Here is a 21175-nt window from a genome sequence, read left to right as displayed (position 1 = left end):
CCAACAAAATGAAAAAAAGGGAATTTTTAAAAAAATCGGCTATACTGGCCTCCTCCACGGCTATCATGCCATCAATTTTAATCGCCTGTAAGGAAGAGCAAAAAGAAGTGGTAAAAACTCCATTAACCCGACTCAGAACCGCGCATATAGGTGTAGGCAATATGGGAGGAGAGGATTTGAGGGATATTTCCTCGCACCCCAAAGTGGATGTTACCGCCCTATGCGATGTGGATGCCAACAATCTGGCAGCAGCCAAAAAGTTGCATCCCAATGCAAAGACCTATACGGATTATAGGGTTATGTTGGAAGAAATTGGTGATGAGATAGATGCCGTAATCGTAAGTACGCCAGACCATACCCATGCACCCGCATCCATGATGGCCATGAACATGGATAAGGCCGTGTATTGCCAAAAACCCTTGACACATTATGTTTCCGAAGCCAGAGCGATGAACAAATTGGCAGCTGAAAAAGGTTTGGTAACCCAAATGGGAATACAGGTACATTCCTTTTATGATTATAAACTGGCTACGCTTTTGATACAGTCGGGCATCATTGGAAAGGTTCATACGGTACATGCCTGGTCGCCCAAAAACTGGGGATATGACGGACCGGAACCCGAAGGTTCTGACCCGGTACCCGAAACGCTCAACTGGAACCTTTGGCTGGGAACATCGGCAAAAAGGCCTTATAAGGAAGGAGTCTATCACCCCGGAAACTGGAGAAAGTTGGTAGACTATGGGTGTGGAACCTTGGGCGATATGGGTGTTCACATTTTTGATACCCCATATAACGCACTGGAATTGGGCGTTCCCAGAACCATCAAAAATGAATGTAGGGAACCGAACGGTTTTGGGTTCCCTGAAAAAAATATCGTTACCTACGAATTCCCCGGCACCAAGCATACGGCGGAATCCTTAAAATGGATATGGTATGACGGACCTGGAGCACCGGAAATGCACGAGGACCTAAAACTACCGAATAGCGTTGCTAGTACGGGAGAAAGTTCCAATGCGAACCAAGAAGAATCCGAAGAAAATAAAATTTCCTTGGATGCCGGAATTGCCGAAGCGGGACAACTCCCTGAGCAGGGGGCTATGTTCGTTGGCGATAAGGGCCGACTCCTACTGCCGCACTTCATGCAGCTTCCACAGAAAATAGTGGATGGGGAATATGTGGATATTTCCGAAGAAATTGCGCAAGTGGAGCAAGCGAACAATATGGGGAAACCCATTAGGGATTATGCTTCGGAGGGGCCAAAACATTACCACCAATTTGTGGATGCCTGTTTGGGCGAAGCGGAATGTAGTGCACCCTTTTCCTATGCCTCAAGGCTTACGGAAACTATCCTTTTGGGCGTGATTGCCGGAAGGTTCCCCAACCAAACCCTACATTGGGATGCCCAAAACGCAAAATTCGCCGAAGAGGAGGCCAATCAATATTTGGCTGGGGATTACCGGGATTTTTAATTCATCCAGTGCCCACCTTGAAACACGACTAAAATTTGAAAAACTGGACCTGACAGGTTTTAAAACCTGTCAGGTCTATTTGTTTCTATACGCAACTGTTAGTTGTTGTTCTTTTTGAGGTAGTTCAACATAATGACTATATTTAATTGCACTTTTATTCAACCAATGAAACGCCAGTTTACCTACCCGTTAGTATTTTTATTGATTTTCCTTGCCGCCTGTAAAAATCAAAAAGAGCCTTTAGTCGAAATAAATCCTAAAAGCAGCATCGTTCTTATTGGCAACAACCTAGGTTCCAGAATGCTGAATTACGGTTTTTTTGAGACCGAAATGCAATTGAGATTCCCAGAGGACTCCCTGCGGATAAGAAACATGTGCGATGGCGGAAACACCCCCGGGTTCAGGCCACATTCGTCCAGAAACAATCCATGGGCGTTTCCGGGCGCGGAGAAATTCCAAACGGAACTGGCCCAAAATTCCGGAAGCGAAGGATTCTTCCCCTCACCGGATGAATGGTTGACACAATTGGAGGCGGATATCGTTCTTGGATTCTTTGGCTACAACGAATCCTTTGAAGGTCCGGAGGGGTTGGATAATTTTAAAGGTGAATTGGAGGCCTTTATCCAACACACCAAGAATCAGGCCTATAATGGAAAAACGAGTCCAAAACTGGTCCTTATCTCACCCATCGCTTTTGAGGACCTTTCCCAAAAGATGGACCTACCCAACGGTCAAAAGGAGAATGAAAATCTTAAGTTGTATACAGATGCCATCAAAGAGGTAAGTCTAAAGAACCAAGTGCCCTTTTTGGATGTATATACGCCAACCTTGAAGTGGTTTGTAGATAGCGATGACTACACGATAGATGGTTCGCAGTTAAATGAAAAAGGGTATCAAAAATTTGCTGCCTACCTTGTGGAACAGCTTACAGGAATCCCCGAAGCCGGTAGCGCCTCCAAACGAACGGCCATCAACAAAATGGTTAACGAAAAGAATTTCTATTGGCATAATGACTATAAAATTCCCAACGGGGTGCACGCCTATGGAAGGAGGTACGACCCGTTTGGACCCGATAATTATCCCTATGAAAAATTGAAGATCAGGGAAATGACCGCAATCCGGGATACCGCCATCTGGTCCATCCTTCAAAATAAAAATTACGATATTTCTATGGCCGATGCCAGGACCACGGTACTCCCCGAAGTAGAAACAAATTACAATCTAGCGGACGAAGGAGAAATGATCAGTTACAAATACGGGGAGGACGCATTGGAAACACTCACGGTCCCGGAGGGATATAAAGTGGAGTTGTTCGCTTCCGAAAAGGAGTTTCCGGATTTGGCCAACCCCGCACAAATCTCCTTCGATAATAAAGGCCGATTATGGGTGGCTACCCTGCCCTCCTATCCACATTATCGTGTAGGCGATGCCAAACCGAACGATAAACTGATCATTCTTGAGGATACCGATAACGATGGAAAAGCGGATAAGCAAACGGTTTTTGCGGACAGCCTTCATTTGCCCATAGGTTTTGAGTTTGCCCCAGAGGGTGTGTACCTGAGTCAGGGAACGAACCTTAAACTTTTAACCGATACCGATGGCGATGACAAGGCGGATAATATCGAAATCCTGCTCAGCGGTTTTGATGACCATGACACCCATCATGCCATTTCCGCTTTTTGTGCGGATCCTTCCGGGGCTTTTTATATGGCCGAAGGAGTGTTTCTCCACACCAACGTGGAGACTTCCTACGGTCCCGTACGAGGCACCAATGGAGGCTTTTACCGATACAATCCACAGCGAAAAAAATTGGAGCGAGCCGTTCAAGTGAGCATTCCCAATCCGTGGGGAATCGCTTTTGACGACTGGGGACAGGACTTTTTCCTACATACTTCGGGGCCTACGGTAAACTGGATGATGCCCAGCACCTTAAAATCGATTTATGGTGTAGCATCTCCGTTGACAGAGGACCTTATCGAGGAAGCGCATCGGGTACGGCCTACCTCCGGCATGGAATTTATCTCCAGCAGGCATTTTCCGGACGAAGTCCAGGGCGATATGCTTCTGGCAAATTCCATCGGGTTTTTGGGAATGAAGCAACATCAAGTGATGGAAGATGGTACGGGATATAAAACAAAACATCGGCTGGACCTCATCAGCAGTACGGACAAAAACTTTAGGCCCGTAGAAATGGAATTCGCCCCGGATGGTTCCCTGTATGTGGTAGACTGGCACAATGTACTCATCGGCCACATGCAGCACAATGCACGCGACCCTTTGAGGGACCATGTCCACGGCAGGATTTACCGGATCACCTATCCTTCCAGACCTTTAGTTGAACCGGCCAAAATCGACGGGGCATCCATAGAGACCTTATTGGAAAACCTAAAACTGCCAGAATATAGGACCCGATACAGAACCCGACGCGAAATTAGGGCCAGAAATACTGATGAAGTTTTGGAAAAATTAAAAACGTGGGTAAACAACCTAGATGCATCGGAGGAAAATTTTGAACACCACAGATTGGAAGCCTTGTGGGTAACCTGGGGACTGAACAAGGTGGACAAAAACCTGCTTGAAAGCCTGCTGCAATCGCAGGACCATAGGGTCAGGGCAGCCTCGGTACGCGTTCTCAGATATATGGGACATCAACTGGACAATGCACAGGAACTTTTAAAGACAGCGGCTGCCGATGCACATGGCCGTGTACGCTTGGAAGCGATAACGGCCGCCTCCTGGTTACCAAAAGAGAAAGGATTGGAAATTCTGGAAATTGCGGGTCAACATCCTTTAGACACATGGATGGAAGATTCCTATAAGTTCGCCGAAACAAGACTTACCGGTAACTTCTTGGACACCACAGAAGAAGAAAACCTCATCACTACGCTTGAAGGGGAGGATTTAAAGGTGTTTGCCCAAGGAAAGAAAATTTATGAAACGGAGGGCTATTGCATTACCTGCCACCAAGAAAGTGGTACCGGTCTTCAACAGGCTGGCTATCCAACTTTGGTAAATCAACAATGGGTTACCGGCGATGAAGAAAGACTTATTAAATTGGCTTTACATGGCCTGTACGGGCCCATGGACGTCATGGGCAATCACTATGACGGTCAGGTTCCTATGATGCCTTTTAAAGGTCTATTGAACGATGAGGAAATCGCGGCGGTACTGACCTATGTTCGCAATGCATTTGGAAACAAAGCGTCTGTCGTGCAACCCGAAACGGTACAACGTGTCAGGGAAGCCACCAAAGACCGAAACGATTTTTACACCCCGGATGAATTGTTGAAGGAACATCCTATGAAATAGTATTTAAATGAAGACCATGAAACCCTCATCGAGGGATTTGTTATGGTAAGTAAAATACCTCTACAAAAGGAAATGTTTAAAAATGAAGCTCTAAACCTAATTTTAAAAGTATGAAAGAACGAATCAATTTCAGACACTTAATGGTATTTGCTTTTGTGATACTGGCCTTCGCCTGCAAGGAGGAAAAAAAGGAGCCCCAATTGGCACAAAAGAAAACTGAAAATCCCCCACATATCGTGTTCGTAACCGGGGACGAGGAATATCGCTCCGAAGAATCCATGCCCATGCTGGCGGCCATAGCTAAAAGGGAATTGAACGCCAAGGTCACTGTTTGTTATGCTTTGGACTCCACTGGGACTATAGACCCCAACAGATTGGACCATATTTCAAATTTGGAAGCATTGGAAGATGCAGATTTAATGGTGATCTTTACCCGATACAGGCAATTGCCCAAAGAAGAACGGGATTACATTTCAAACTATGTGGAATCCGGAAAGCCGATCGTAGGCTTTAGAACATCGACCCACGCCTTCAAATACGATGATCCAACCTTGGAATACTGGAACAATGAATGGCCTACCAAAGTATTCGGTCAGCAATGGATTACCCACCACGGTCATTTTGACGACGGCAAATTTCCCGTTACGAAAATATCCGCCATCGATTCCAGTAATGCCATCCTCAACGGGTTTAAACCTTTTGAGGCATATTCCTGGCTCTATCATGTGGATGGTGGGGATTGGAGTTTATATGGCGACTCAAAACCTATTCTAAAAGGATACTCCACCAAGTCCCAACATGAAATAGATGGAAATTTGGATAAATTTCCACTGACCAACCCCGTAGCCTGGACCAAAAGTTATACCGGTAACAGTGGGAAAGCAGGGCGCGTATTTTTTACCACCTTGGGCCACCCTTATGATTTTAAACTTCCGCAGGTGCGCAAAATTGCCATGAACGGAATTTTTTGGGCATTGGGGAAAGAGGATAAAATTCCGGAAGATGGGGTGAACGTTACCTTGGCGAGTCCCTATGAACCCAACAATTCCGGATTTGGCCAAAAGTACAAATTGAACCAAAAGCCAAAACTCATACACTAATGGCGAGAAACCGGTACAAAAATAGTCCAGCTATTAATGGAAAAACGGGTTTAGAACTTAGTTCCCAAAGCAAACGAATAGGAATCCAGGTTTCCTAAAAGAATGCTAAGGATGCGCCAGCCACCACTAAAAATCCTATTTTTGAAAAAAAATTCGTGTTGCGTAGTACCGTATTGGGAACATGGTTCCTTTTTGTAAGCATATCCGTTTTTGCGCAGGAACCCCCAGAGGAACCTAAACAAATCAATATTGTTTATGGGGCCAACTTCACCAAAAACGAAACCGAATATCCCGGTGCCTCCATTTTTAGCAAGGATGAAAGACAGGTCCAATTTGAACACCAAGGGGCCGACCTATGGTGCGACGTGGCCATTTATTTTCAGCGTGAAAATCGGCTGGAGGCGATTGGCAACGTGCTCTTAAAACAAGGCGATTCCGTAGAAATGACGGCCAAAAAAATCAATTATCAGGGAGATGAAAAATTGGCCAAAGCCTGGGGCAATGTCGTGTTAAAAAACGCCGATATGACCCTACGAACCGATACACTTCGGTTGGACCGTATCAAGCAGGAAGCCTACTATCAAGATAATGGCACCGTTATAGATTCGGCCAATACCCTAACCAGCAGAATCGGTCGGTATTTCATGGAACAGAAAAAATATCAGTTCTTGGACAGCGTTCATATTGACAATCCTGAATATATTTTGGATTCGGAGCAACTGGATTATTACACGACTTCCAAAAATGCCTATATGTATGGGCCGTCCACCATTGTTGGGGAAACCTATAAAATTTACTGCGAACGGGGGTTTTACGACACCAAGGTGGAGAGTGGTTACTTCATAAAAAATACCAAAATCAATTATAACAATCGCATCGTAGAGGGGGATAGCGTTTATTTTAACAAGGCCAGGGAATTCGCATCAGCCACCAACAATATCACCGTTACGGACACCATAAACAATGGAGTAATAAGAGCTCACTATGCCGAAGTCCATAAAGCGAAAGATTCGGTTTTTGCGACAAAAAGGGCTGTCTCTATTTTGGTTCAAGAACTGGATTCGCTCTATGTCCATGGCGATACCTTGATGGTTACCGGTAAACCGGAGGCTAGGATTACGCGTGCGTTTAGAAACGCCAAGTTTTTCAAAAAAGACCTTAGTGGCAAGTGTGATTCCATTCATTCCGAAGAAAAAACGGGTATTACCCAACTGATTAAAAATCCCATTTTATGGAACGGGGCCAACCAGATGACAGGCGACAGTATCCATCTTATTTCCAACTTGGAAACGGAAAAGTTGGATTCATTAAAAGTTTTACAAAATGCCTTTGTCATTTCTCTGGACAGCATCAGTAAAAAAGGGTATAATCAGGCGAAGGGAATCAATCTGTACGGTCAGTTTGTAGAGAACGAATTAAAGATCATAGACCTGGTACAGAATACGGAGGTGATCTATTACATGTACAACGATGACGATGAGCTTATTGGCATTGACAAAACAGTCTGTAGTGCTATCAGAATAACCATGGCCAATAACGATGTGGAGGACCTCACGTTTTTTACCAATCCCGATGGAACCATCTACACGGAAGCGGAACTACCCGAAAACAGTAGAAAACTCCAAGGCTTTATTTGGCGCGGCGATGAACGCATCATGACCAAGGACGACATTTTTGATGAGGACGATAACAACATTGAGTTGGTCACGATTCGGGGAATTGACAATCCCATTGACATAGATGCCGAAGAAGAAGAGCGGAGCAAAAATGAGAGCGATCCCGTGAACAATCTTCCCAATACCAAGGCTACGGATCCCCGGCAAAAAGATGCTTCGAGAAAATAATCGACCCCATTCATGAAAGAGGATTTTCTCAAATATCAGGCACAGACTTCCCTATATCCGTTGGGGATTGAAATTTCACACGCCAAGGGGAGCTATATTTACGATGTTGCCGGAAATGCCCATCTGGATTTTGTTGCCGGGGTATCTGCCTGCAGTCTGGGGCATTGCCACCCAGCCGTTGTAGCGGCCATTCAAAAACAGGCACAGAAGTATATGCACGTAATGGTGTACGGGGAGTATATCCAATCCCCTGCCACGGAATACGTCAAATTATTGCAACAACAGCTACCTGCGAACCTGGAAGTGACCTATTTGGTGAATTCCGGAACTGAGGCTATGGAAGGAGCCCTTAAATTGGCCAGACGCTATACGGGTCGGTCACAGATTATTGCCGCCCATAACGCCTACCATGGCAATACCATGGGTAGTCTCAGCCTAATGGACTATGAGGAACGTAAGGCCCCTTTTAGACCTTTGTTACCGGATGTGCACCATATCCGGTTCAATAATTTGAAGGATATTGATCTCATCACGGAAAAAACGGCCTGTGTGGTGCTGGAAACCATCCAAGGAGGAGCGGGTTTTATTTTGCCAAAAAACAACTATCTCAAAAAAATCAGAAACCGATGTAAAGAAGTTGGCGCTTTATTGATTCTGGACGAGATTCAGCCCGGTTTTGGCCGGACGGGCAAACTTTTCGCTTTTGAACATTTTGATTGTGAACCCGATATTCTAGTAATAGGCAAGGGAATGGCATCGGGCTTGCCCGTAGGTGCCTTTATTGCAAGCAAGACCATCATGGATACCTTGAGCGACGGTCCCAAGATGGGACACATTACCACTTTTGGAGGAAATCCAGTGATAGCCGCCGCAAGTTTGGCGACGCTCAAAACCCTTTTGCAAACGACCTTGATCGAAGATACCCTGGAAAAGGAAAAACTGTTCAGGGAATGTTTGAAACATCCCAAAATCAAGGAGATACGCGGAAAGGGACTCATGTTGACATTGATTATGAAAACTCCGGAAATAGCCGATCAATTGGTGCTAGAAGCCAAAGAGAAAAACCTGATTTTATTTTGGTTGTTGTTTGAAAAAAGGGCCGTACGTATTTCTCCTCCATTGACCATTTCCATGGATGAAATCCGCAAGGGATGTAGGGTTATTCTTGACATTCTTGACGGAATCTGACAATATTTTGTTAACTAATTTGTTAATAATATACCGCCTATTTGGGGTACTAAGCATCAACAAAAGTTTAATTTTAAATCCATAGTTTAACCAAAACGTTCCTATGGCGTTAGAATCTAACGAAAGACCTGACAAGCCCATTACCAAGTTTGAATCTATGCTTAAGACCGATGACGTCTATTTTTTTGACGCGGAGGACTTTGAGGACATAGTGCACCACTACCTGAACAACGGTAAGATTTCCCTAGCCAAAAAAGGTATTAAAATAGGTTTACAACAGCATCCATGTTCCATTGAACTGAAACTTTTGCAAGTGGAGGTCATGGTGTTTGAAAACCATTTGGAAAACGCCGAAAAATTATTGGACGAACTGGAGATGTTGGATAGGAACAATGAGGAAATCTACATCCAAAGGGCGAATATCTTTTCAAAAAAGGACAATCACGCGGCAGCGGTTTCCCTATTGCAAAAGGCTTTGGAACTAACGACCGATTCTTTTGACATTTATTCCCTCTTAGGCATGGAATATTTGTTCATGGACGATTTTAAATTGGCGAAGGAAAGCTTTATGCGCTGTGTTGAATTCGATAACGAGGATTATTCGTCGCTCTACAATGTCATTTATTGCTTTGAATTTTTGGAAGACTACGACGGGGCTATTTATTACCTCAACGAATACCTGGACAAAAACCCATATTGTCAAGTTGCTTGGCACCAATTGGGCAAGCAGTACTACGAAAAGCGTATGTTCCCCGAGGCCCTAACGGCATTCGATTTTGCCATAATCTCCGATGACACCTTCATAGGGGCCTACTTTGAAAAAGGAAAAGTGCTGGAGAAACTAGGGAAATACAAGGAGGCCATAGAGAATTACGAGACCACCATCAATATTGAGGATCCCACTTCCCATGCATTCCTACGTATTGGAAAGTGTTATGAAAAGTTGAAGAACAAGGAAATGGCCAAATACTATTTCTACCAAACCGTACACGAAGATCCTTTGTTGGATAAAGGCTGGTTGGCAATTACCAATTTTTATTACAACAATAAGAATTACGAGAAGGCCCTTTATTACATAAACAAGGCGTTGAACATTGACGGGGAAAATCCTTTGTATTGGAAGAAATGTGCCAATATCAACTACGCCTTGGAAAATTACGACCAAGCAGATTTCGCTTACAAGCAGGTGGTAGATCTGGGAAATTATGAATTGGACACGTGGTTGAAATGGGCCGATGTAGCGCATTTTAACGGAGACACACTGTCCGCCTTGCAAATCCTGGCGCAAGGAAGGGAGTTTTATCCAAAAAATTTGAAAATTATTTATAAATCGGTTGGGTTTAACCTAATCATTAAAGATTTTATCAATGCCAGAATATGCCTTCTGGATGCCCTGAAACTGGACAAAAAACGAAATCAACTCCAACTTTTTAACAAACAATTTCCCCAATACAGCAATTCAGAGTGGATTAATACTATTTTAGCGAACTACAAAAAAGCTTCTTGACGTTTCACTCCAAAATTGTATGGGAAATAGAAATTTAATAGACTACCTATTCATAACACTTAAGGGAATGGCCATGGGGGCGGCCGATGTAGTACCCGGCGTTTCCGGCGGCACCATTGCCTTTATTTCAGGGATTTACGAAGAGTTGATTACAGCCATCAACAATATTAATCTTGGATTATTAAATACGTGGAAAGAGGATGGTTTTAAGGCCGTTTGGAAATCCATGAACGGAAATTTTCTATTGGCACTATTCATCGGCATTTTTATAAGCCTTTTTTCACTGGCGACCTTGGTAAGTTGGTTATTGGAAAACGAGCCCATTTTGCTATGGTCCTTCTTTTTTGGATTGGTGCTGGCCAGTGTTTTTTTTGTGGGCAAGGAAATCAAACGATGGAATCTTGGAATCGTTTTTGCCATGATATTGGGAGCCTTTGTTGCATTTTACATTACCACCCTCCCACCAAGCGATAATATTGACAGCCTTCCGTATCTTTTTCTTTCTGGAGCTTTGGCCGTATGTGCAATGATTTTACCCGGAATTTCAGGAGCCTTCATTTTAGTGCTTTTAGGGTCCTACAAAACCATATTGGATGCGGTACATGAAAAAGATTTTGCAATAATCATCACTGTGGGTCTGGGGGCTGTCTTCGGGCTGTTGAGTTTTGCAAGATTGCTAAAGTGGATGTTCACCCATTATAAGAATTTGACCTTGGCAATATTAACGGGTTTCATTCTAGGATCCCTCAATAAAATTTGGCCATGGAAGCGCATCTTGGAAACTAGGGTTTTTGGAGAAAAAACCGTGGTTATCGACACCAATACTTCCCCTTTCAACTATGAGGGTGATCCCCAAATATTATATGCCATCCTTGCGGCCCTCATAGGATTTTCCCTTATTTTTATCTTGGAAAGAACAGCTTCCAAAAAATAGGCAAGGTCCCAAATGAGCGATACTAGAACTTTACTGGACAAACTATTTTTAGTGGTCAAAGGACTATGTATGGGCGCCGCCAATAAAGTGCCCGGAGTGTCCGGCGGTATTGTGGCCTTCGTTGCCGGATTCTACGAAGAATTCATTTATTCCCTCCAAAAGGTAAATATCAAGGCTTTTAAGCTTCTGATCGCTGGTAGGTTCAAAAGTTTTTACAGATATATAAACGGCTCTTTCCTTTCGCTCCTAATTTTCGGGATGTTGGTGAGCTATTTCAGTGTTTCAAAAGTGCTCGATTATTTTTTGGTCAAAAAGGAACTTTATGTTTGGGCGGCTTTCTTCGGGATGATCATAGGGTCCATTTATTACATTGGAAAGGATTTTGGGCATTGGACAAAAAAAACGGTTCCAGCCGCCCTATTGGGGCTTGCCGTAGGCGTGGCCATTAGTTTTTTGAGTCCCGCAAAGGAAAACGACAATCTGTTGTTCATTTTTTTCTGTGGCATGATCAGTGTATCGGGTATGACACTTCCCGGATTATCGGGTTCGTTCATCCTGATTTTGCTAGGTAATTACGTTTTGCTTCTGGTAGATTCCGTAAACGCTCTCTACGACACTTTTTCAGAGGTGTTTGTGGGGGATTTTAGTTTCGTTTCCAATGCGGAACGCCTTAGGACATTGAAGATTCTTGCGGTATTCACCTTGGGCTCCGCGGCCGGATTGGTAACCTTGTCCCATATTCTCAGTTATGTGCTCAAACATTACAAACATATTTCAACCGCCGTAATTCTAGGGTTTATAACGGGGTCTTTGGGCGTAGTATGGCCTTGGAAAAAAACAATTTTTAAGGAGGATGCAGATGGTACTATTCTTTTGGACTCTAACGGAAAAGAAATCATCATGAACTACGAACGCTATCTTCCAGATCTTGGGTTGACCGAAACCTGGTGGGCCTTCTTCTTCATAGTTGTGGGTGTTGGTATTTTGTTACTTTTGGATTGGTATGGAAAAAACAGGAAACGGTTTGCATAGATTCGGGTTGGTGGGTAGAAATATCTCCTATTCCTTTTCAAGAGGTTATTTTTCAAAAAAGTTCGAGGCCCTTGGTCTGGACAGCCATCGGTATGAAAACTTCGATATCCCGTCGATAGCGGACTTTGAATCGGTCATTTCCAACACCGAAAATCTCATCGGCTTAAATGTTACCATTCCCTACAAGCAGGAAGTACTTCCATTTTTGGATGCCCTTGATGCATCGGCAGCGGAAATTGGCGCAGTAAATACCATAAAAATCCGGGGAAATCATTTAAAGGGATACAATACCGATGCCTATGGTTTTGAAAAATCCTTGGAAACTTTTCTCAAAACCTACCACAAAAAAGCATTGATATTGGGAACAGGTGGCGCATCCAAGGCCATTGCCTTTGTGCTTAAGCAATTAGGCATCCAGTTTTCATTTGTTTCCAGAAAATCAAAGTCGGGTAATTTTACCTACGAAGAGCTATCGGAAGAAATTATAAAAGAGCATTTGTTGATCATAAACTGTACTCCTTTGGGTACTTTCCCCAATATCACGGACAAACCTGCCCTACCCTATGCCTATTTGGGACCAAAACATCTCCTGTTCGATTTAATTTACAATCCGGAAAAAACGGAATTTCTACGATTGGGGGAAGCCCAAGGCGCTGTCATATTGAACGGATTGAAAATGTTGGAACTACAGGCGGAACGCGCCTGGGAAATCTGGAATGAACAGGACTAATGATTGGTTTCCACAATCGTTTTCCAACACTATGGTTTTAACTATGTTACATTTAGCATAACCATAGGTGTATTCTAGGCCCACAAAAAGAAAACCCATAAACTTTGCAGTTATTTAGGTTGTCACTATCTTGTAGACACCTAATTTTCCATGATGTCTGAAGAAAACGAGAAAAAAATAACCGAAGAAAACGTAGCCGAGGAAAAGACCGAAGTTGTAAAGGCCGATAATTCCATTCTAGAAGAACCTACCGAGGAAAGAACCGACAATGCTGAAAATGAACCCCTTGTAGCGAATGAATCGGAAGAGACACATACCGAATCGGTAGAGGAAGCCTCCGAAAAAGAGGTGGATGTCCAGGACGAAATCGATGAAAGCAACGCCGAAGATGCCGAGGATACGGAAACCCAAAAGCGACATGAAATTCCGTTTTTGGATTACCATTCCATGTCCATGGAAAATCTCGTTGGTGAACTTCAAAAATTGGTCAGGAACGAGAAAGTACAGGCCATTAGGAAGCATGTGGACACCATTAAGGACGAATTCAATCTGAAGTTTCAGGATTTTATCGAACAGAAAAAAGAGGATTTCGTGGCCAATGGAGGCAATGAAATCGACTTTCGGTACAATTCCGTTACCAAGCGTCAGTTCAACGAGGTATATACGGATTACAAGGAAAAGCGAAACCAGTATTACAAGAACCTTGAGAAAAGCCATAAGGAAAATTTGGCGTATAGATTGGAACTTATAGAGAGCTTGAAAGGTCTTGTAAACATGGAAGAGGATATGAACACCACGTACAAAACCTTTAAGGAGATTCAGGAAAATTGGCGAAATGCCGGTCCGGTCCCCAGAGCCGAATACAACAATGTGTGGCGAACCTACCACCACCATATCGAGATTTTTTATGATTTCCTTCACCTGAACCGGGAACTCAGAGATCTGGACTTCAAACATAATCTGGAGGAAAAGCTCAAAATCGTGGAACGTGCCGAAGCCCTTGCCGTGGAGCCGGACCTCAACAAAGCCTTTAGGGAACTACAGGTGCTGCACAAGATTTGGAAGGAGGACATTGGACCCGTGGGCAAGGAACATAGGGAAGAAGTATGGGAGCGTTTTAGCGGTGCTACCAAGGCCATTCATGAAAGAAGGCAGGAGTATTTTAAGGAACTGGACAAACTAAGCGAGAAAAATCTGGAAAGGAAAAACGAAATAATCCAGGAAATTGTTAAGCTTTCGGAAAATGTGGCCAACAATCACAGGGGCATCCAAAAGCAGATCAAGCATCTGGAAGAACTTAGGGAACTATTCTTTAAGGCGGGAAAGGTCCCCCAAAAAGAAAATGATAAGACATGGAGTTCCTTTAAGAATGCGGTGCGTTCCTTTAACCGAAACAAGAACGCGTTTTATAAAAACCTTAAAAAGGACCAACAGGACAATTTGGACAAAAAGAGGGCCTTATTGGATATAGCGGTTTCTCTCAAGGACAGTGAGGATTTTGAAACCGCGACCAATGAAATGAAACGCATTCAAAGCGAGTGGAAAAAAATTGGTCATGTCCCCAGAAAATATTCGGATAAACTTTGGAAGGATTTCAAGACTGCCTGTAACCATTATTTTGATAGATTACATGCCTCCAAAAATGATTCCTATAAGGAGGAGATGGAGAACCTCAATAAAAAAGAGGCCATCCTTGCAAGCCTAAAGGATTTCAAACTGAGCGGTAAAAAGGAAAGCGACATAAAGGAAATCCAAAAAATGCTGGAGGAATGGAAGGTCATTGGCCATGTTCCCTTCAAACAAAAAAACATCAATCAAAAGTTTCATAAAATAGTCGACGCCCTGTTCAATAAATTGAAGGTAAGCCCCCAAGAATCGGAGTTGTTGAAATATGGAAATAAAATTCAAAAGCTCAAGGAAGAGGACAACCAAGAAATAGCCATTCAAAAGGAACGTAGCTTTATCAAGAAAAAAATCGAGGAAAGCAAAAACGAAATAATACAGCTTGAGAATAACCTACAGTTTTTTTCAGACGATTCCGAAAACAATCCATTGGTCCAAGATGTAATCAACCGGGTTGAAAAACATAAGGAAGCCTTGGACTCCTGGAAAACGAAACTTAAGAAGTTGAATATCTTAAGGAACAACTTGGAAAAGGAGGATGCCGAAGAAGCTAACGACGCCCCTGAAGAGGAATAATCCAATACTTCCTGTTTTACAGTTCTTTATGATTATACACTTCACTGTTCCACCAAAAAATACGGGATATGAAAATCCGAATAGTTAGTTTAATGCTTCTTTTTTTCGTTGGACTTATCAGCTGTAATTCCGGTAAGGAAAGAACCGAGGAACCTTTGTCCAAAATTGATTGGAGCAGTAAGGAAGTAAATCTTGTCCAAAAAGATTCATTGCTTACCGGAAGCACTTACTTATCCGTTTATTCACAGATATACAGTTACACGGAGCATACCTCCATTGATTTAACGGCGACCGTAAGCATGCGCAATACAGATGACAAAAGGAAGCTCTATCTTTTAAAAGCCGACTATTTTGACACCCACGGAAATAAAATACATTCCTATATCAACAAACCTATAGAAATTTCCGAATTGGAAACGTTGGAAATAGTCATTGCGGAATTTGATAAAAAGGGGGGCACTGGAGCTAATTTTATTTTCGATTGGGCAATTGAACCTGAGAGCACCTACCCTATTTTTGAAGCAGTAATGATTTCAACCTATGGACAGCAAGGTTTATCATTTACTACCCAAGGACACCAAATAAAATGATGTGAAGGAAATAATCACTACCATCCTTTTTCTTTTTGCAGTAATTGACCCAATAGGTTCAGTTCCCGTCTATTTGGAGGCCACCAAACACTTTGACAGGCTTCATAAGAGAAAGATTGCAGTAAGAGCCTGCATTGTCGCCTTCTTCATATTATTGTTCTTCATCGTCATTGGCCAACTTATTCTTGAAGGCATGGAGATTTCACTAGATGCCTTTCAAGTTTCGGGTGGCGTTATTTTGTTTCTCTTTGCCTTGACCATGATTTTTGGCGACGGTAAACCAGAATCGGAAAAGCATTTAATCTCGGATTACAAACATGTTACTATCTTCCCGGTGGCAATACCAAGCATCGCTTCCCCTGGTGCTATCATGGCCGTTGTTTTGATGACTGACAATCACAAATACGCTCTGAATCAGCAAGTAATAACTACCGTTTTGGTTTTGGTAGTCATATTTTTAACCTGCTTGTTGTTACTTGCCGCCAACATAGTACAAAGAAGAATCGGTGAATATGGCATTACGGTAATCAGTAAGATTATGGGACTAATTTTGGCCTCTTATGCCGTGCAAAGCATTTTGGACGGCCTCAAGGATTTTTTCCATTAGAATTATACATAATGGTCAAAAGCAAGGTTTTTGTTTTTCCATTGTTAATTTGGGTTCACTTTTTCTACAACGACCGAATACATTTTAGTTTTGATGCTCTAACCGGACCCTCGGAATTACCCATTTCGGTTGAGCCACAGGATCCCATTCAAAACAAGGCCTTTTCCGTTTTGGATTCCAAATGTAATTTCTGCCATATGACTAGGAAAAGGCTTGATCACTTTACATTGGATAACATGAACGGTCTGGTGTCTAAAATCAATGAGCAGGTCTTTGTAAAAAACAAAATGCCCAAAGGAAAAAATAACGCCCTCACACTTGAAGAAAAAAATTCCCTATTGCTATGGATTAACAGGGAATCACAAAAGTAAAAAGGAGGCATTATAGCCTCCTTGCCGATTTATTTGGCAACGTTCACGGCCCTTGTTTCCCGTATCACCGTTACCTTTACCTGACCTGGATAGGTCATATCCGTTTGTATTTTCTGTGAAATTTCAAAGGACAATTGTGCGGCCTTTTCATCGCTGACCTTTTCACTCTCCACAATTACCCGTAGCTCACGCCCGGCCTGGATGGCATAAGCTTTCTGAACACCGCCAAAACCAAAGGCTATCTCCTCTAAATCCTTCAAACGTTGAATGTAGGAATCTAGGACCTGTCTTCTTGCTCCTGGACGCGCACCACTAATGGCATCGCATACCTGAACGATCGGCGATATAAGTGTCTTCATTTCAATTTCATCATGGTGGGCGCCAATAGCATTACATACCTCTGGTTTTTCACCGTATTTCTCGGCCCACTGCATACCCAATATAGCATGAGGCGTTTCAACTTCGGCCTCCGTGTTGGGCACCTTTCCAATGTCATGCAACAAACCGGCCCTTTTGGCAATTTTTGGGTTTAAGCCCAATTCGGATGCCATAACGCCACAAAGTTTCGCAACCTCGCGGGAATGCTGCAACAAGTTCTGCCCGTAAGAGGAACGATATTTCATCCTTCCCACGGCTTTGATCAATTCTGGATGTAGCCCATGGATACCCAAATCGATAACCGTACGTTTCCCAATTTCAACAATTTCGGCCTCTATCTGCTTCTCCGTCTTTTTAACTACTTCCTCTATCCTTGCCGGATGTATCCTTCCATCGGTAACCAACTTGTGCAAGGACAATCTGGCCACTTCCCTTCGTACGGAATCAAAACAAGATAGAATAATTGCCTCCGGTGTATCATCTACAATAATCTCAACTCCGGTAGCTGATTCCAATGCCCGTATATTCCTTCCTTCCCTACCAATGATACGACCTTTAACATCGTCCGATTCAATATTGAAAACGGATACACAGTTTTCCACCGCTTCCTCTGTTCCAATCCTCTGTATGGTATTGATAACAATTTTTCTAGCTTCCTGCTGGGCGGTAAGTTTGGCCTCTTCCAACGTGGTCTGTATATAGCCCATAGCATCGGACTTGGCCGTATCCCTCAAACTCTCGATCAATTGACTTTTGGCCTCATCAGCGGAAAGACCGGAAATGACCTCCAATTGCTGCACTTGGCTCTTATGGAGCTTATCCACTTCGGCCTGCTTCTTTTCAAAAAACTCCTTGGCATGCTCAACTTCCTTCATCTTGTTTTCAAGTTGGGAATTGAGCTGTTTGTTCTTGGCAAGTTCGCTACTCACTTGAGACTCCTTGTCTCGTGTCCTTTTTTCCGCCTCCCCTATTTTCTTGTCCTTCCCAATGATGACCTTCTCATGTTCCGCCTTAAGCTCCAAGAATTTCTCCTTGGCCTGTAGTATCTTATCCTTTTTAATGTTTTCTCCCTCTATCTTCGCCTCCTTCAAAATTTGGGCGGCATCCTTTTTTGCATTGGCGATGGTTTTGGAGGCCTTGCCCTTTTCCATAAACTTGGCGATGGCAAAACCGATGGCCAAACCAACAATGGCCGCTATTATAATTATTGTACTATCCATAGTGTTATATTTTAAAAAAAAGCCCACATTGGAGAAGTTTTGTACAAACTCCGATAAACAGGTTTAGGGCTAACAGACTGATCAAGGATCCTTATACGAGTAAGGCCTGCTTTTACAATCTAAACTCACCCTTTTTAACTTAATTAATGTTGAGTTCGTCAAAAGGTATTACCAATGTGGGCAGTAACTTAATGTATTTAAAAGAACGTTTTTATTTTGAGGCAAGCTGCAAATTTACCAGTTCCGCGAGCGCCTTTAAACGCTCCTCAGCTTCCTTGGTTCCCTTTGTCTGTTCTATCCCCTTCTGCTCAATTTTGGAGGCAAACTGCAAGGCGCACATGGCCAATACATCCTGCTTATCCCGCACGGCATAGTTCTGCTCAAATTTCTTGGCCAATTGTTCAATATTTTTGGCCGCCTTTCTCAAACCTTCCTCCTGACTTGGGTCAATGGTCAATGGATAGACCCTGTCAGCAATGGAGAGCTTTATTTTGAGCTTTTCAGACATAGTATGTACATTATTCCGAAAGCTGTGCTATACAATAGTCCAACTCCCTTATCAATGTATTTATTTTAAGCTTAGCTTCTGTTTTGTTTGTATTACTGCCAAGCATTGAATTTGCCAGTTTGAGCGAATTGTATTTCTCCTCCCATTCAGACACCGTTTTACGGGCATTTTCCTGATTGGACCGTACATTTTTCAATTCATTCTCCAACGTTTTGTTAGCCCTGTCCAAAACCTCCAATCTATGGAGCAACTTGCTAATCTTATTCTCTAAGGAATCAACGATTTGAATTAATTCGCCCATACAAAAATTCGATGCGATTTACACAAAGTTAACATTCGTTCGCTGACTTAGCAATACTTTTCAGAAATATTCTTGGGGCCATTTGGACAACCTCAATAAATAGGAGCGTTGGGGCCAATTTCATTTTTGGCATACGGAGCTTTCTCCAATTGAAGCCTATTATTTATTTTCGTAGCAACGTAACATTGCTATGAAGAGATTTACCCTTGGACTCCTATTATTATTTTCCACTTTTGGTTTCACCCAAGAAAACTATCCCCAGGACGCCTTTAGGTCACCGTTGGATATCCCGCTTATTTTGGCAGGTACTTTCGGTGAACTTCGCTCCAATCATTTTCATGGGGGAATCGATATTAAGACACAACAACGTGAAGGGCTGCCAGTATATGGTATAGCCGATGGTACTATCACAAGGATAAAGGTTTCCATCTGGGGCTATGGCAAGGTACTGTATGTAGCGCATCCCAACGGATACACCTCGGTTTACGGTCACCTTCAGAAATTTTCCCCTAGAATTGAGGAATATGTAAAAAAACTACAGTACAATAAAAAATCCTTTGAAGTTGAAGCCTTCCCTGATTATGGAGAACTAAAAATTGAAAAAGGCGAGCTCATCGCGTACAGTGGAAATACGGGAGGTTCCGCCGGTCCGCACCTGCATTTTGAAATTCGTAGTAGTATTTCGGAAAAACCCACCAATCCAATGCTTTACGGAATCGATATCCCCGATGCCACAAACCCTACCTTGGAAAAACTTTTTGTTTATCCACTTTCCGATAATTCGCAAGTGAACCAGAGCCGGGAAAAGGTCCAAGTCAATTTTAGTCGGCAAGCGGACGGGACCTATTTGGCGAGCACCGTAAACGCCCTGGGAAAAATAGGCGTCGGTTTTGTGGGATATGACCGTCTGGATATGGCCGCGAACAAGAATGGGGTCTACGCCGTATCGCTTTCGGTAAACGGTAAAACATACTGCTCCTACGATTTTGAATCATTTTCCTTTGGCGAAACCAGGTATATCAATACACTCATCGACTATGACCACCTTGGACGCTATAGGGAACGAATCCAAAAATTGTTCAAATCCCCTGGAAATTACCTGAGCATTTACGAGGAACTTTATAATAATGGCATTATTGAGGTGAGCGAGGGTTTGAGCTACAACTTGCAACTACTGATTTCCGACTTCAAAGGGAACAAGGTTACCCTCAACATTCCCTTGGAAGGGAAAAAGGAAGAAATAAAAATTGAAAAGGAGGATGATAGGACGGATTATTTTGTTATCGCCAAGAAACCCAACAACTATGACCTTGGCGGGGCAAAGGTCTATTTTCCCGAGAATACTTTTTACGAGGACTTTTACATCGATTTGAAAAAAGGCCGGGATACGGTTACCATCCATAGAAACACCGTTCCAGCGCACAGGAATTTCACTATCACCTTTGACGTGGATAAATATCCGGAAGAAGAACGAAAACAATTGTTCATAGCAAGATTGGATAATCAGTTGAACCCTAGTTATTTGAATACCTATAAACGGGGAAATACATTTACGGCAAGGACTAGAAATCTGGGCACCTATACCTTGGCAAAGGATACCGTTCCTCCCAAAATACGTACAAAGAACTTCAAGGAGAAACAATGGCTGAACAACTACAGATATCTCAGCGTCCATATTTCGGACGACCTCAGCGGGGTGGACAGTTATTCCGCCACGCTCAACGGGGAATGGATATTGATGGAGTATGAGCCAAAAACGAATACGCTTACCTATAATTTTGACGATTCAATTTTGGATAAAAAGCAATGTGTACTGGAAGTTACCGTTACTGATAATGTGGGTAATACCAGTACCTTGGCCACACCTTTTTACAGAAATTAAAGTCTT

At 43.0% G+C, this 21175-nt stretch carries 17 protein-coding genes and 1 other RNA gene; 14 read left to right on the top strand and 4 right to left on the bottom strand.

What is annotated here, in order from left to right; translation table 11 throughout:
• Positions 1-8: 8 nt before the first annotated feature.
• The 13 genes from ACZ41C_RS13335 to ACZ41C_RS13275 all read left to right on the top strand — a co-directional run bounded on the left by ACZ41C_RS13335 (position 9) and on the right by ACZ41C_RS13275 (position 16880).
• Positions 9-1469 carry a Gfo/Idh/MocA family protein gene (locus tag ACZ41C_RS13335; protein WP_464562100.1) on the top strand — a complete coding sequence of 487 codons (1461 nt, stop codon included), beginning with the start codon at positions 9-11 and terminating at the stop codon, positions 1467-1469.
• Positions 1470-1634: 165 nt separating this feature from the next.
• Positions 1635-4778 (top strand): PVC-type heme-binding CxxCH protein, encoded by a 3144-nt coding sequence (locus ACZ41C_RS13330; RefSeq protein WP_464562098.1) that lies wholly within the window; start codon positions 1635-1637, stop codon positions 4776-4778.
• A 110-nt stretch (positions 4779-4888) separates the two neighbouring features.
• On the top strand, positions 4889-5878 hold the full coding sequence (locus ACZ41C_RS13325; protein WP_464562096.1) for a ThuA domain-containing protein: 990 nt from the start codon (positions 4889-4891) through the stop codon (positions 5876-5878).
• 155 nt (positions 5879-6033) lie between these two features.
• Positions 6034-7722 (top strand): OstA-like protein, encoded by a 1689-nt coding sequence (locus ACZ41C_RS13320; protein ID WP_464562094.1) that lies wholly within the window; start codon positions 6034-6036, stop codon positions 7720-7722.
• A gap of 12 nt (positions 7723-7734) precedes the next feature.
• Positions 7735-8910: an aspartate aminotransferase family protein gene (locus tag ACZ41C_RS13315; protein WP_464562092.1), complete on the top strand. Its 1176-nt coding sequence runs from the start codon at positions 7735-7737 to the stop codon at positions 8908-8910.
• A gap of 103 nt (positions 8911-9013) precedes the next feature.
• Entirely contained in the window at positions 9014-10417 is a 1404-nt protein-coding gene (locus ACZ41C_RS13310; protein WP_464562090.1) for a tetratricopeptide repeat protein, read from the top strand.
• 19 nt (positions 10418-10436) lie between these two features.
• The gene (locus ACZ41C_RS13305; RefSeq protein ID WP_138259699.1) at positions 10437-11351 is read left to right on the top strand and encodes a polyprenyl-phosphate transporter; all 915 of its coding nucleotides are present in this window, start codon (positions 10437-10439) and stop codon (positions 11349-11351) included.
• 12 nt (positions 11352-11363) lie between these two features.
• Complete coding sequence (locus ACZ41C_RS13300; protein ID WP_138259698.1) at positions 11364-12383, top strand: DUF368 domain-containing protein; 1020 nt, start codon at positions 11364-11366, stop codon at positions 12381-12383.
• Positions 12355-13113 carry a shikimate dehydrogenase family protein gene (locus tag ACZ41C_RS13295; protein ID WP_464562088.1) on the top strand — a complete coding sequence of 253 codons (759 nt, stop codon included), beginning with the start codon at positions 12355-12357 and terminating at the stop codon, positions 13111-13113. Before ACZ41C_RS13300 ends, ACZ41C_RS13295 begins: the two co-directional genes overlap by 29 nt.
• A gap of 153 nt (positions 13114-13266) precedes the next feature.
• Positions 13267-15312 carry a DUF349 domain-containing protein gene (locus ACZ41C_RS13290; protein WP_464565761.1) on the top strand — a complete coding sequence of 682 codons (2046 nt, stop codon included), beginning with the start codon at positions 13267-13269 and terminating at the stop codon, positions 15310-15312.
• 68 nt (positions 15313-15380) lie between these two features.
• Positions 15381-15902 carry a DUF3124 domain-containing protein gene (locus ACZ41C_RS13285; RefSeq protein WP_138259696.1) on the top strand — a complete coding sequence of 174 codons (522 nt, stop codon included), beginning with the start codon at positions 15381-15383 and terminating at the stop codon, positions 15900-15902.
• A 1-nt stretch (position 15903) separates the two neighbouring features.
• Positions 15904-16509: a MarC family protein gene (locus ACZ41C_RS13280; protein ID WP_138259695.1), complete on the top strand. Its 606-nt coding sequence runs from the start codon at positions 15904-15906 to the stop codon at positions 16507-16509.
• Between the two features lie 11 nt (positions 16510-16520).
• Positions 16521-16880: a hypothetical protein gene (locus tag ACZ41C_RS13275; protein WP_464562085.1), complete on the top strand. Its 360-nt coding sequence runs from the start codon at positions 16521-16523 to the stop codon at positions 16878-16880.
• A 29-nt stretch (positions 16881-16909) separates the two neighbouring features.
• Here the strand turns inward: ACZ41C_RS13275 and rny are convergent, their stop codons facing one another.
• The 4 genes from rny to ACZ41C_RS13255 form a co-directional block, all read right to left on the bottom strand.
• Positions 16910-18478 carry a ribonuclease Y gene (rny, locus tag ACZ41C_RS13270; RefSeq protein ID WP_464562083.1) on the bottom strand — a complete coding sequence of 523 codons (1569 nt, stop codon included), beginning with the start codon at positions 18476-18478 and terminating at the stop codon, positions 16910-16912.
• Between the two features lie 45 nt (positions 18479-18523).
• Positions 18524-18633: non-coding RNA, 6S RNA (ssrS, locus tag ACZ41C_RS13265), on the bottom strand.
• 56 nt (positions 18634-18689) lie between these two features.
• Positions 18690-18986 (bottom strand): cell division protein ZapA, encoded by a 297-nt coding sequence (locus ACZ41C_RS13260; RefSeq protein ID WP_138259693.1) that lies wholly within the window; start codon positions 18984-18986, stop codon positions 18690-18692.
• Positions 18987-18996: 10 nt separating this feature from the next.
• On the bottom strand, positions 18997-19287 hold the full coding sequence (locus ACZ41C_RS13255) for a hypothetical protein (RefSeq protein ID WP_138259692.1): 291 nt from the start codon (positions 19285-19287) through the stop codon (positions 18997-18999).
• 190 nt (positions 19288-19477) lie between these two features.
• Between ACZ41C_RS13255 and ACZ41C_RS13250 the strand changes: the two genes are divergently transcribed.
• Complete coding sequence (locus ACZ41C_RS13250; protein WP_464562080.1) at positions 19478-21169, top strand: M23 family metallopeptidase; 1692 nt, start codon at positions 19478-19480, stop codon at positions 21167-21169.
• Positions 21170-21175 lie beyond the last annotated feature (6 nt).

This window comes from Maribacter sp. C-4077 (assembly GCF_055378385.1).
Note: the sequence above shows the minus strand (reverse complement) of the source record. Positions and strands in the feature narration are given on the sequence as shown.